This window comes from Paenibacillus sp. FSL R7-0189 (genome assembly GCF_037969925.1).
GTDB lineage: Bacteria > Bacillota > Bacilli > Paenibacillales > Paenibacillaceae > Paenibacillus_AQ > Paenibacillus_AQ odorifer.
In genome coordinates this window covers 1428358-1442456 of sequence record NZ_CP150223.1, presented here as the reverse complement: position 1 = coordinate 1442456, position 14099 = coordinate 1428358, and the positions used below count along the sequence as shown (strand labels likewise).

Here is a 14099-nt window from a genome sequence, read left to right as displayed (position 1 = left end):
TCCTGTAATAAGCTACCTTATTTGACCGCTCCGCTGGTTACGCCTTCAAAGATGTAACGCTGCAGGAAGAAATATAAAATTACTGTTGGCAGCAGAATAAGCAGAATAGCTGCACAGATTAAATTCCATTCCCCCGAATTGACCCCTTGAAAACGCATCAGGATCGTCGTAACTACACCAAGGCTTTGTTTAGGCATATAGAGATAAGGGATGTACATGTCATTATAGATACTAATGGTTTTTAAAATAATCAAAGTAGCCGTTGCTGGCGTAAGTAAAGGGAAAATAATCGACCGATAGATTCTGAACAGAGAGGCACCTTCTACCATCGCACTTTCATCGAGATCCACAGGAATATTACGGATAAATTGCAGATATAAAATGATTTGAATTACATCTGCTCCAATATAGAGCACGATCGGGGCGCCAAGCGTATTGTAAAGACCCATATTTTTGATGATACCAAAAGTCGCTACTTGTGTCGTGATACTAGGAATGATAGTGGCTACTAAATAAGCACCGAAAACAATGGGTTTCAATTTGAAAGAAAAGCGTCCTAATACAAATGCTACCATAGTCCCGAACAAAATGTTCAGAATTAAAGTGATAGCTATAATAATTAATACGTTGCCAAAGCCATTGAGTAGACCTCCACGCTGAAACACGGCAATGAAGTTATCGAAGTTTAAAAAGCTTTTTGGCAACGCGGTGGAGCTACTGCTGTTGAATTCTTCGGTCGATTTGAAGGCGTTAACGATGACCACATATGGAGGGAAGAGCACGACGAATACGCCGATAATTAGCGAAAAGTATTTAATGATATCTATAAAACGAAACTTAGAGTGTGTCATAGCTACTTATCTCCTCCCCGGCTAAGAACAAGTTGTTGTATGAGCAGTACGATGACGACAAAGAAGAGTAGGATTATACTCATTGCAGATGCAAGGCCGTAGTTGTTAAATGCAAATGCGGTATCGACAACCCGTTGTACATAAGTTTGGCTGGCCCCTGCAGGACCACCTTTGGTCAACACGAAGGGGAGATCGAATACTTCCAGTGCCCCTGTAACGGTAAGAAATAAATTGAGCTGAATAACAGCCTTCATATTGGGCAAAGTGATTCTCCACAGCGTTTGAAAGGAGCCGGCACCATCGATCTTAGAAGCTTCATAAATGTCACGTGGAATGGCCTGCAAGGATGCGATATAAATGACCATGTTGTAGCCCATGAAACGCCAAAATCCTGTGGATGCAAGGGAGTAGTTGACTAGTCCTTCTGTTCCAAGCCAACTGGTCTGTCCGAGGCCGGTCAGGCCAATGCTATTCAGGAGCATATTCAATGAACCGTTAGTAGTGTCAAAGACATAACCGAACATAAAGGCTACAGCGACTCCGTTCATGATATAAGGAAGGAAAAGTAAGATGCGGAATGCATTTTTCCCTTTTAGTCTACTATTCAGCACAACCGCAAAATAAATAGCAACGATATTCTGGAGAATTCCCATTGCAAAATAAGCAAAGTTATGTGTGAAAACCTTGAAGATATCAGGATTGGAGAAGACCTCGCGGTAGTTATCTAGGCCAACCCAAGGTTTTTCGGGACTATAGCCATCCCAATTTGTAAAGCTGTAATAGATCAGTTTAAGTGCCGGATAATACGTGAATGTTGCAAGCAGCAACAATGGAATCGTGAGGAAGGATACAATGATTATAGTCTTCTGTTTGTTATAGGAAAGTGTTCCGAACATCGCTAGCCCTTCTTTCATAAAAGCGTGGTATGGAAAGGCAAAATGGATTATCCGTAAAGGCAATAATCCATTTTGCGCCGTTCTGTACTTCTAATCACAAGCTCAAATTAATAGCCGAGGTCCTTCTTGGCTTTAGCCCAAGCTTTATTCCACTTGTCTAATACAGTTTGTGGATCCTTGGCAAGCACGAATTCCTGTACTACAGCAGGAAGATCCAGTTGTGCCTTGTTACCGATCTCTGTAACCTTCGCATCGTCAACAGTTCCTTCTACCAGTTCTACTCCGGTAGCTTGGAATTCTTTCAGCTGAGTCAGATTGGATTCCTTGCCTTTTAATGGAGAGATAAAGCCAGCGAAATCCTCATAGCCCGAATCCTCAATCATCCATTTTACGAAGGCTTTAGCTGCCTCTAAATTTTTGCTGTTTTTGGCAACGGCATAGAAGAAGTCAGGGCTTAGGGTAGCAGATGGTTTACCCGAATTGTCATAAGGGAATGGGAAGAAGCCGACATTGTCTGAAGCAGCGCCTGCTCCGATGACTTGGTTAATAACCCAGTTGCCAAGATAATACATGGCGAACTTGCCGGAAGCGATGTCCTTTTTCGATTGTTCCCAGTTGGTGGAGTTGATGTCTTTTTCCAGATAACCTTTTTCGTTGAGCTCACTAAGCAGGCTAAAGGCTTTACCGTAACCGTTGTCCATAGTGAATGGTGTTTCAGAGTTCAGCTTAGCATTAGGAAAGTCGGGATTGCCTTCAATTAGGCGTGGTGTATCATAAGCCCAAGTACCAAGTGGCCATTTGTCTTTGAAGTTGGAGGACAGTGGAATGACACCTTTTGCTTTCAGCTTCTCGCAGGCAGCCAGGAATTCATCCCAAGTCTTAGGCGTTTCGGTGATGCCGGCATCGGTGAATGCTTTTTTGTTATAAACAATTCCGGAAGTAGAGTTCCCTGTAGTAATTCCGTACAGCTTACCATCAAAGGATTTGAAGTCTTTAAAGGTGATTTGGTCATTCAAACCGAGATCATCCAGTGAAGCAAAGTATTTCGGCAAGTCAGAGTTAGGGATGGAAGGAATAAACATAACATCTGGAAGCTCGCCGCTGGCCATTCTGACTTTAGCCTGTTGGTTATAGTCGGTTTGGGAAGCTTCGAACTCGACTTTAATGTTCGGGTATTTTTCATTAAAGCGCTTTACATATTCGTCATATTCTTTACCGATCATGTCTGTTCTGTTAGTTAGGAAGGTGATTTTGCCGCTGATATCAGCTCCTGCTGCAGGTTCTGCAGTTGCATTCGTGTCACCGCCGGTATTCTCTGTGTTAGTCGCTGCGGGCTTATCAGTTGCGGCAGCACCGTTATTCGTGGTGTTGTCATTATTTGAACCACAGCCAGCAAGCGTTGAAGATAAGACCATAATCATAACAAAGGATAACGAAAATAACTTATTTCTCATAGCTTAATCCCCTTTTCGTTTTTATTGTTAGCGTTTACATGAACATTATAGCTTTATCGAAGCCGTTAATAAATGTATTGTATTATTATTTATTGTCTTTATTTGTTTTGTTTCTGCGTTTATAATTAGCATGTACCTAACAATAAGATAACAAAATACAAAGAATATCAAAAGGGTTCAATGAATTAATTTGAGTCTTATGCTATTTTTGAGAAGTCTATGCTTACCAAACTTTTAGGAGGTATTATGAAACATTTGCATATGAATCTTGCGAAGTGGGATTTTAGAGGCTGTGGTGATGAGGAATGGCTTCCGGCGACAGTGCCAGGTACAGTTCATACGGATTTACTAAAGAACGGAAAAATTTCAGACCCCTTTTATGGAACAAATGAACATGATCTACAGTGGATCGATAAGAAGGACTGGGAATATCAAACCTCGTTGCAGTTGGGGGAAGAGTGGCAGAAGTTTGCATGTACGGAGCTAGTTTTTGAGGGACTGGATACTTATGCAGATGTGTACGTGAATAATGTACATGTGCTCGCTGCTGATAATATGTTTCTGGAATGGAAAGTGGATGTCAAAGAGCAGCTGAAGACTGGAGAAAATAATATACGGGTGAAGTTCCGCTCTGTGGTTAAGGAAGATTTACCGAAATTAGCGAAGCTGGGTTATGCGCTGCCTGCCTCGAATGATCAATCCGAGCTTGGGGGATTAGATGAACAGCGGATTAGTATTTTTGCGCGCAAAGCACCTTATCATTACGGCTGGGATTGGGGCCCGCGTTTCTTGACCAGTGGAATCTGGCGTGCAGCATCTCTGGTGGGACGTGACACCGTTCAAATTACTGACCTCTATATCCGTCAAAATGTGATTGCTAAGGAAGAAGCTCGCCTGACCGCAATGGTAGAAGTGGATGCTCCTGCTGCTTGGCGGGGAATGCTGCGAATAAGTGCCGATGGTTTGGAGTGGATGCAAGCGGTTACTTTAGAGGAAGGCAAGCAGCAATTAGAGATGAATATTGTTATACCTGAACCAAAGCTCTGGTGGTGCAGGGGCCTTGGAGAGCCTCATTTATATACCTTCCAAGCGGAATTGCTGCATGGAACGGAAGTAGAGGTTAGCAAAAGTGTAAAAAACGGACTCCGCAGTATTGAATTGATTCGGGAGCGTGATGCCAAAGGAGCTTCGTTTTCTTTTGCGCTGAATGGAGTTTCCGTCTTCGCCAAAGGTGCCAATCATATTCCAAATGACAGCTTCACCACAGAAGTAACCGAGGAACGGTATCGGCATGAAATTGCCACAGCAGTAGAATCGAACATGAACATGCTGCGCGTTTGGGGCGGCGGTATATATGAAGAAGATATTTTTTATCAGCTCTGTGATGAATACGGACTGCTGGTCTGGCAGGACTTTATGTTCGCTTGCAGTATGTATCCCGGGGACCAGGCGTTCCTTGAGAATGTGAAAAAAGAAGCCGAATACAACGTCAAAAGATTGCGCAATCATCCCTGCATCGCCTTATGGTGTGGCAATAACGAGATTGATTCGGCCTGGTCACAGTTCGAGGAAAATATGGGCTGGGGCTGGAAAGAAAAACTCGGCGCTGAGCAAAGAGCGACAATGTGGGCCGATTATATTAAAATCTTCCACCGTATTCTGCCGGAGGCTGTAGCCGCATTCCATCCAGGTGTGGACTATTGGCCGTCCTCGCCGCTGCGGGAGCTGACTGGCGATATAAATCAGCATGCGACGCGGATTGTGGGCGAAGGGGATGTGCATTACTGGGGTGTGTGGCACGGGATCGAGCCTTTTGAGAACTATAATACAAAGGTTGGCCGCTTTATGAGTGAATACGGCTTCCAGTCGTTCCCGGAACTGAAAACCGTAATGAGCTATGCAGAAGAGCAGGATATGGAGCTTACCTCAGAGGTGATGCTGGCACATCAGAAGAATGGTCGCGGTAATCTGCTGATCAAAGAATATATGGATATGTATCTGCCGCAGCCGAAGGACTTCAAAGCCTTTTTATATATGAGTCAAATCCTGCAGGCCGAAGCGATCCGAATCGCGATTGAAAGCCACAGAAGAAATAAACCTTATTGTATGGGCACTTTATACTGGCAGATGAATGATTGCTGGCCGGTGGCTTCTTGGGCGGGGATGGATTATAACGGGCGCTGGAAAGCTCTGCAATATACCGTGCGTTCAAGCTTCCAAGATGTTTTGTTGTCTATCGACGGTACAGACCGTGAGAAGGTAGACGTTCATGTCGTATCTGATTTAAGAACAGCAGTGAGCGCTGAGCTGGTGCTTACTTTGTATCAGTTTAACGGTTCGGTGCTGCGAGAGTGGACACATCCCTTTGAGCTGGGAGCTGATTCTGCTGCTATCGTATTCTCTTCTCCTGTGGCAGAGCTGCTAGAAGGTCAAGGGGTGGGTGATGTATTGCTTGGAATTTGCTTGCAGGCGGATGGCCGGGTGATAGATCACAAGCTGCATTATTTTATTCCGGAAAAAGAAATTGCGTTACAGCGCTCAGTAATTACTGTGCTGGAAACTCCAGAGAGTGGCGGATTAAGCTTCACCGTGACCAGTGATGTATTAGCTAGAGGCGTATACCTGACTTCAGAAGACGAAGGAATATTCTCTGACAATTATTTTGACCTTCTCCCAGGTCAGACCAAGACGATAGAGTTCTCACAACGCGGGAACGATGGAAAAGACTGGATTCCTGCCGCACCTAAAGGGCTAAAGGTTCAATCGATGGTTGATTTTGTGAGCGAAGATTTGCTGTAAATCCTAAGGAGAGAAGGACTGGCGCATGGGGATTTTAGTTCAGGAAGATAAGGGATTATTCCATTTACAGAGTGCAGGGATGAGTTACATTCTTCAGCTTGTAAATGATTATCCGGCACATGCGTATTGGGGCAAGAAGCTGCGTAGTGACAGCAATTTGGAAGGGCTGTTGAATCTGGGAGGAAATACGGGTCTCGACCGGCTCCCGCAGGAATACCCACAATACGGGACGGGAGATTTCAGAACACCTGCTTATCAAGTTCGGCTCGAAGACGGCACTCGTATTACAGAGCTGAAATACAGCGGGTATCGGGTAGTTGAGGGTAAACCTTCACTGCCGGGTCTACCATCCGTATATGTTGAGTCTGCGCAAGAAGCACAGACGTTGGAGCTTACACTTAAAGATGATTACACCAAGCTGAATGTTATTTTGCGCTATACAGTTTTTGAACATACTAACGTAATCACCCGCTCTGTGGAGTTCACCAATGCGGGGAAAACGCAGCTGCAATTGCAGCGTGCACTGAGTACTAGTGTCGATTTCTCGTCTGGCGATATGGATATGATCTATTTGGCAGGAGCTTGGTCAAGGGAAAGTAATCTGACTCGTAGACGTCTGGTGCAAGGTGGTACGACCATTGGGAGCCGCAGAGGGATGAGCAGCCACCAGTTAAATCCATTTGCTGCGCTGGTGAAACCTGAAACGGATGAAAATCATGGAGAGGCCTACGGCTTCAGTCTTGTATATAGTGGAGGCTTTGAAGCTGAGGCAGAGGTCGATTCCTTCGGGATGACCCGGTTTACGATGGGACTGAACTCTTTTGATTTCTCCTGGCTGCTGGAGCCGGGCGAACAATTCCAGACCCCTGAGGTAGTGATGGTGTATTCTTCTGAGGGGATCGGGGAAATGTCGAGAACCTATCATCGTTTGTACCGGACCCGTTTATGCAGAGGATTATATAGAGATAAGGAACGGCCCATTCTGGTCAACAATTGGGAAGCTACCTATTTCAACTTCGATGCGGATAAATTGGAGTCGATTGCGGCGGAAGGAGCCAAGCTCGGGATAGAGCTATTCGTGCTGGACGATGGCTGGTTTGGCAAAAGAGACGCTGACAACTCCTCTCTCGGAGACTGGGTGGAGGATCTGCGCAAGCTTCCGGGCGGACTGTCTGATGTGGCGCAGCGCGTGAACAATCTAGGCTTGCAGTTCGGCCTTTGGTTCGAGCCGGAGATGATCTCGCCGGACAGCGAGCTCTATCGTAAGCATCCCGACTGGTGTCTGCATGTGCCGGGACGCCGCCGCAGCGAAGCTCGCTGGCAATTGGTGCTGGACTATACTCGGGAGGATGTGCGCCAGTACATTTATGATTCACTGTCCCGGATTTTCTCGACCGTGCCCATTAGTTATGTGAAATGGGATATGAACCGTTGTTTAACGGAGATTGGCTCTGCAGAGTTACCTTCTGAACGCCAAGGGGAAACCGCACATCGTTATGTGCTTGGTCTGTATGAGCTATTGGAGCAAATAACTTCAGAATTTCCACATATCCTGTTCGAGAGCTGCTGTAGTGGTGGTGGCCGCTTCGACCCAGGCATGCTGCATTACATGCCGCAGACCTGGACCAGTGATGATACCGATGCTGTGGAACGACTGAAGATTCAGTATGGAACAAGTCTGGTGTATCCGGTTAGTTCGATAGGCGCGCATGTGTCTGCCGTGCCGAATCATCAGGTAGGACGGATCACCCCGCTGTCCTTCCGTGGAGATGTAGCTATGTCCGGTAATTTCGGTTATGAGCTGGATCTTACGAAGTTTACAGACGAAGAGAAGGAAATTGTGAAGGAACAGGTTGCGAACTATAAGCAAATCCGCAGTCTTGTGCAGCAAGGGAATCTGTACCGGCTGCAAAGCCCGTTTGAGGGCAATGAGACAGCATGGATGTTCGTGTCCGATGATCAGCGTGAGGCATTAGTTTATTACTTCCGGGTAATGGCTGTGCCGCACCCGCCCCGCCGTAGCCTGAAGCTGAATGGTTTGAATCCGGAGCTGGATTATATTCTGGAGGTGAGTGGTGAGGTTTACGGTGGTGATCGGCTAATGCAGGCTGGACTGGCTCTGCCGGATATCCAGCAGGATTTTGTTAGCGGATGTTATAAATTGAAGGTGCAGGATTAGAATTCATTAGATAAACAGAAAGCAAACCCCGAGCAAACACGAGCAAGCTGCGAGCAAGCCATGAGCAAGCTACGAGTAAGACATGAGCAAGCTACGAGTAAGGCATGAGCAAGCTGCGAGCAAGCCATGAGCAAGCTACTAGCAAGCCATGAGCAAGCTACGAGTAAGACATGAGCAAGCTACGAGTAAGGCATGAGCAAGCTGCGAGCAAGCCATGAGCAAGCTACGAGCAAGCCATGAGCAAGCTACGAGCAAGCCATGAGCAAGCTACGAGCAAGCCATGAGTAAGCTACGAGCAAGCCGTGAGCAAGCTACGAGCAAGCCATGAGCAAGCTACGAGCAAGCCATGAGTAAGCTACGAGCAAGCCATGAGCAAACACGAGCAAGCCACCAGCAAGCCATGAGCCTAGCTCGTGGTTTGCTTTTTTTGTTGGCAATGACGAATTTGAACCAGCTGAAGCTGCGGATGGCAAGGCAGCCTTGACCGTCTCCGCCTATACACATATATTCCTTATGTTATGACATCCTGTGCAGCTACCTTGCGTAAGACGCTGTAGCTTTTTTACCTGTTCATATTCCGTTCATATTAAGGTCATAGAGAGTACATCTTTATTGGTTAATCTTAGATTAGCAGTTAGTTATGGCAGTCCAATACACAGGTGATGACAGGAGAAGATACGATTGAAAATAAAAGAAGTAATGAAAATGAAGGCGGGCACGAGAACAAGTAAAATACTAAACATACTACTTAAAGTAATAGGAGCAATAATTATCGCAATCCTGCTTTTTCTCGCCATTGTTTATACAGTTAATCTGATCAGCAACAAATCGGAACAGAGTAAAATAGAGCCCTATGGTCAGTTAGTACCTGTTGATGGGAAAAATATGAATGTTTATATTCAAGGAAAAGGTGAAGAAACAGTCGTTCTACTACCGGGTTATGGCACAGCAGCGCCAGCTCTTGATTTTAAATCATTAATAGATGAGCTGTCACCGTTTTACAAAGTCGTCATGATTGAGCCTTTTGGGTATGGATTAAGTGATCTGACCAAAAAGGAGCGCAGCACAGAGAATATTGTAAGTGAAATTCATGAGGCTTTACAGGCTCTTAATATTGACCGTTATATTCTAATGGGCCACTCCATTTCAGGCATTTATGGACTAGATTATGTTAACAAGTATGAAAATGAAGTGAGTGCATTTGTCGGGCTTGATAGTAGTGTTCCATCGATAAGCGAGAGGAAAATCGAAGCTTCGGAATTAAAAACTATAAATCTGCTCAAAAAATCAGGTCTAATCAGATTGCAAATGAAATTTAGTGCTGACCCAATTGCTGAACTACCATTTGATGATAAAACAAAAGAACAAATGAGATTGATCAATCGCAAAAACATATTTAATCCCACCCAATTAAATGAAGCTGGAATGATGTATTCTAATTTTAAATCAGCTGAAAGTTTAACATTTCCTAAAAATCTTCCTCTTATTTTCTTTATACAAGCGAATCAACCAGCAACGGATAGATGGATACCAGAGCATGAAAAGCAAATCAAGGACTCTGTACATGGAAAAATAGTGAAGTTTGAAGAGGGACATTATTTATATCGCACTAAAGCAAAAGAAATCGTAGAAGACTTTCAGGCATTTATGAAAGAAATAAAATAAGTTTGCCGTCGAGCCGACCGGATTTCAGGATTTCCTCTGATTTTCGTTCGGTTTTTTATTAGTCGGTAAGATATGGGGGAGTGCCACCAGTTAACAATGGTCTAATCTTTAGGGTTTGGTCTGGGTTAAGAATGAGAAGGCGTCGGCTACATTTAATGGAGAGTTCCCTTGGTTGCTGCTAGGTTCCTAGGTACCCTGCTTCGGATCGGACTGAGGAGTCCTTATTTGCTAAAAAAGAGGCAATTGAGGCTACTTTCGGACTCCTGGACCTCTGTCAAGAAAGTGGACAGTCACGCAACAGACATTCTAGTCAATTGCTCAGCAAAACGAACTGGAGAAAGATACCCCAGCGCGCCATGCATTCGCTTGCGGTTATAATAAAACTCAATATATTGAAAAAGTGTCTGGTAGGCTTGCTCCTTAGTTTTGAATCGTGGATTACAATAAATGAGCTCCTTTTTCAAAATGCTGTGCCACGACTCGATACAGGCGTTATCATAACAGTTACCTCTGCGGCTCATGCTGGACTCCATGCCATACGCTTTCAACTGCTTCGTGTATTCATGAGAAGTATATTGAGAACCTCTATCGGAGTGATGTAATAGACCCTTTTCCGGTTGTTTAGCTTCGTAAGCATCTTGTAAGGCGCCCGAAATTAAGCTAGTTTCCATATGGTCCTCCAAGCGCCACCCCACGATTTCACGCGTGCAAAGGTCCATCACACTAGCCAGGTACAAGCGCCCTCCCCGGCAAGGAATGTACGTAATGTCGGTAACCCATACTGAATTGGGTTTGAGTATTTTAAATTGCTGGTTCAGCGTATTCGGGGCAATCGGATGGTCATGATTGGAGTCGGTGGTCTGTACGCGATACGTTTTGGAGACAATGGAGCGAAGCTTCATATGTCGCATGTACACACTCACCGTGCGTTCGGTAACGGTATAACCTTCTTGATGCAACAGGCGGGTGATCTTCGGACTCCCATACCGCTTTTGATGGTCTGCAAAATGATACTGAATTCGCTTCATTATCGCAGCCTTACGAAGCATATGCGTACTGTTTTTTTCTGTCCGCCACTTGTAGTACCCGCTCCGTGACACATGTAGGGTCATGCACATCTTCTCCAAGAGAAACTCGGAGCGATGTTTTTCAATAAACTGGAATCTCAGTTCCTTGGTTTGCTGAAGATGTGCACTGCTTTTTTTACGATCGCTAATTCCTCTTCCACATCAGCAATCTTGTTATCTTTTTCTTGAAGTTGTCGGCTCATTTCTTTCAACTGTGCCTCGAGTTCCCGTACTCGATCCACGCTAGCTGCCGGTTCATTCTTTAGTTCTCGATACTGACTCATCCATTGATGCAGGGTACTTTTTGGGATGTTGAGCTCTTCCGCCAAGTCGCCCACTGTCTTTGTTTGCTCTTGAATGAACTGCACTGTCTGTTTTTTAAATTCTTCGTTATACCGTTGTCGATGTTCTCCCATGTGAACACACCTCCGTGGACTCATTATCGCCAGTCTGTTAACTACTGTCCACTTTTTATTCTAGCTTCACCAGCGACGCTATTGACTAATTATCGCAACCGCATGGGGTGTTTTGGAGTAAATAGCTGCACCTGAGTCCGATAGCTTCCCCAAAAAGCGTTTTTTTCGTAAATAGCGGCTATACGGTCCGTAAGTAGATGGGTGAGTCCGACCAGTAGCGCGTGACCAACTAATCGAATGGGTGAGTACGCCAGTGCACACTGACCAACTAATCGAATGGGGAGCCGCCAGTGCACACTGATCAACTAATCGAATGGTGCTTCCCAATGATTGCCGGCTGACTCGCTAATTATCCGTAGTTTCCAGTAATCTATGGTGAGCCCTATCTCCCACAACCTCCATAAATCCCACAATGAGCACCACGGTAGCCTTTTTTTAGCTAGAGCATGTCCTATTTCCCTATAATCCACATTGACTTGGGTTTGTCACACCCCTATGATGATTATTAATATAAAAATATATGACACGAAGAGGAGCGAAACATCATGGCTTTGGAGATCGAACGCAAGTTTCTGCTGCCGGAATTTCCGGAGCAGCTGATTCAAAAGGGAGAATTGAAGATTGTTACCCGTCATAATATCGATCAGACGTATCTGGCGATAGATGGAGGGCAAGAGCTTCGTGTGCGTAAAATTACGGATCTGGACTCAGGTGAGGTAACCTACACGCATACGTTTAAGGATGGCAAAGGGATCAAACGCGAAGAGATCGAATATTTTATCTCAGAGGGTTTATATAATCAGATGATTGAAGCGGTAAATGCGGTAGCTTTGGTCAAAGAGCGAATTACAGCGGTTTGGAATGGCACAACGGTTGAGATCGACGTATATTCCCAGCTGAAATTGTCCGTATTGGAGGTTGAATTTGAATCTCTGGAGGAAGCGGAAAGCTTTAAAGAGCCGGAATGGTTCGGTAAGGATGTTAGTACAGAACGGCAATACAGCAACAAAACAGTCTGGAGAGAGCTGCAAAATAAGACAAAGAATTAACGGACTTTAGCGCGTAAACGTGGTAGTATATAGGGAAAACAAGCAGAAATAGCTTTATCATCCCTAACTAGCTTAAGGATAACGTTTAGGGTGAAACTTATAGTTAATTATAAGAACTTATAAGTGGTGCAACTATAATAGCCTTATATTTCTGCGAGAAACAGTTGTCTTCTATATAGGACGACAACGTTGTTTCTTCTTATCATATATTCTTGTCATATATTAACGAGGGGTTCAGGAGGATGAGCATGAAGTTTATAAGCACAAGAGGTAATGTGGAACCTAAAGGTTTTATTGATACGGTGTTGATGGGACTTGCGGACGACGGTGGGCTGATGGTTCCATCCGAGATTCCAGTGGTTTCAGCAGCAACGTTGGAAGAGTGGAGAAGTCTTAGCTATCAGGAGTTGTTCCTGAAGATTGTTGCCTATTACACCAATGATGAGATTCCTTACGAGGATCTGCAGGAAATGGTCAACACCAGTTATGCCAATTTCCGCACACCTGAAGTAACGCCTATACACCAAGTAAATGATTCTTTATATGTACTTGAATTGTTCCATGGGCCTACTTTTGCTTTCAAGGATGTAGCGCTGCAGTTTATGGGTGAGCTGTATTCATATATTTCCAAAAAACAAAACAAAATCATCCACATCCTCGGTGCAACCTCTGGGGACACTGGAGCGGCGGCTATTCAAGGTGTACGCGGCAAAGAAGGCATCAAGATCTGTATTCTCCATCCACACGGCAAGGTAAGTAAAGTGCAGGAGCTGCAGATGACTACGGTGGACGACAGCAATGTACTGAATCTGTCTGTTCATGGTAACTTTGATGATTGCCAGAAGGTGATTAAGGATCTGTTCGCAGATCTGGACTTTAAAGGTCGGTATCATCTGCGTGCAATCAATTCCATTAACTTTGTACGGATTCTGGCGCAGACTGTTTATTATTTCTATGCATATCTGCATGTTGATGGCAGCAACGAGAAAAAGATTAATATCAGCGTGCCTTCCGGCAACTTCGGTAATATTTTCTCGGGCTATTTGGCTAAGCAAATGGGACTTCCTATTAACAAGCTAATCATTGCTACGAATGAAAATAATATTTTGGAGCGTTTCGTGAATACTGGCGAATACAAACCAGGTAATTTCACAAGCACTTACAGCCCTTCGATGGATATCCAAGTGGCAAGTAATTTCGAACGGTATCTGTATTATCTGGTAGGCGAGGATTCTGAGAAGTTATCCGCGTATATGTCCAAGCTGCAAACCGAAGGCAAGATTACGGTTGAAGGCGAGGCGCTTCAGCAGGTGCAGAAGGATTTTGCAGCGCTGGGTGTGAAGAATGATCAATGCTTGAATACGATCGCTAAGTATCAAAAAGAATATGGCTACCTGCTTGATCCACATACAGCATGTGGAATCGCGGCTTACGAAGCCTTTAATGGCCCGGATGAGATTGGCATTACCTTTGCGACTGCACATCCAGCTAAGTTCGATGAGGCAATTACTTTGATCGATATTAAGCAGGAATTCCCGGCACAGATTAAAGCATTGTTCGAGATGCCACAACATCAAACCGTAGTGGATCATGACAAGGATGAAATCGTGCGTCAGCTGCAAGCTTTTTACGGATTGTAATATCATATACAGTTCTACTTCACAGCACAGCCCCCGTTCTTGGGATAAGAACGGGGGCTGTTTGTGCGTTTATAGTAGCTTCT

General features: G+C 44.8%; 11 protein-coding genes. 6 read left to right on the top strand and 5 right to left on the bottom strand.

Features of this window, described 5'->3' with window-relative positions:
- Positions 1-17: 17 nt before the first annotated feature.
- The 3 genes from MKY63_RS06210 to MKY63_RS06200 form a co-directional block, all read right to left on the bottom strand.
- The gene (locus tag MKY63_RS06210) at positions 18-851 is read right to left on the bottom strand and encodes a carbohydrate ABC transporter permease (protein ID WP_339812041.1); all 834 of its coding nucleotides are present in this window, start codon (positions 849-851) and stop codon (positions 18-20) included.
- Positions 852-853: 2 nt separating this feature from the next.
- Positions 854-1747, bottom strand: coding sequence for a sugar ABC transporter permease (locus MKY63_RS06205; RefSeq protein ID WP_036686923.1), 894 nt, complete (start codon positions 1745-1747; stop codon positions 854-856).
- Between the two features lie 107 nt (positions 1748-1854).
- Positions 1855-3201: an extracellular solute-binding protein gene (locus tag MKY63_RS06200; RefSeq protein ID WP_038568815.1), complete on the bottom strand. Its 1347-nt coding sequence runs from the start codon at positions 3199-3201 to the stop codon at positions 1855-1857.
- 246 nt (positions 3202-3447) lie between these two features.
- Here MKY63_RS06200 and MKY63_RS06195 point away from each other — a divergent pair, with 246 nt between their 5' ends.
- The 4 genes from MKY63_RS06195 to MKY63_RS06180 all read left to right on the top strand — a co-directional run bounded on the left by MKY63_RS06195 (position 3448) and on the right by MKY63_RS06180 (position 9844).
- Positions 3448-6000 (top strand): glycoside hydrolase family 2 protein, encoded by a 2553-nt coding sequence (locus tag MKY63_RS06195; RefSeq protein WP_339812037.1) that lies wholly within the window; start codon positions 3448-3450, stop codon positions 5998-6000.
- A 25-nt stretch (positions 6001-6025) separates the two neighbouring features.
- Entirely contained in the window at positions 6026-8179 is a 2154-nt protein-coding gene (locus tag MKY63_RS06190; protein WP_339812034.1) for an alpha-galactosidase, read from the top strand.
- Between the two features lie 346 nt (positions 8180-8525).
- The gene (locus MKY63_RS06185) at positions 8526-8663 is read left to right on the top strand and encodes a hypothetical protein (protein WP_178420350.1); all 138 of its coding nucleotides are present in this window, start codon (positions 8526-8528) and stop codon (positions 8661-8663) included.
- Between the two features lie 215 nt (positions 8664-8878).
- On the top strand, positions 8879-9844 hold the full coding sequence (locus MKY63_RS06180; RefSeq protein WP_038574125.1) for an alpha/beta hydrolase: 966 nt from the start codon (positions 8879-8881) through the stop codon (positions 9842-9844).
- A 290-nt stretch (positions 9845-10134) separates the two neighbouring features.
- Here MKY63_RS06180 and MKY63_RS06175 read toward each other — a convergent pair whose 3' ends face one another.
- Both MKY63_RS06175 and MKY63_RS06170 read right to left on the bottom strand, forming a co-directional pair.
- On the bottom strand, positions 10135-10998 hold the full coding sequence (locus MKY63_RS06175) for an IS3 family transposase (protein ID WP_256720322.1): 864 nt from the start codon (positions 10996-10998) through the stop codon (positions 10135-10137).
- An 11-nt stretch (positions 10999-11009) separates the two neighbouring features.
- Positions 11010-11327, bottom strand: coding sequence for a transposase (locus MKY63_RS06170; RefSeq protein WP_036683594.1), 318 nt, complete (start codon positions 11325-11327; stop codon positions 11010-11012).
- A gap of 545 nt (positions 11328-11872) precedes the next feature.
- Between MKY63_RS06170 and MKY63_RS06165 the strand changes: the two genes are divergently transcribed.
- Positions 11873-12376 (top strand): CYTH domain-containing protein, encoded by a 504-nt coding sequence (locus tag MKY63_RS06165; protein ID WP_036680734.1) that lies wholly within the window; start codon positions 11873-11875, stop codon positions 12374-12376.
- Between the two features lie 248 nt (positions 12377-12624).
- Positions 12625-14016, top strand: coding sequence for a threonine synthase (thrC, locus tag MKY63_RS06160; RefSeq protein WP_076274016.1), 1392 nt, complete (start codon positions 12625-12627; stop codon positions 14014-14016).
- Positions 14017-14099 lie beyond the last annotated feature (83 nt).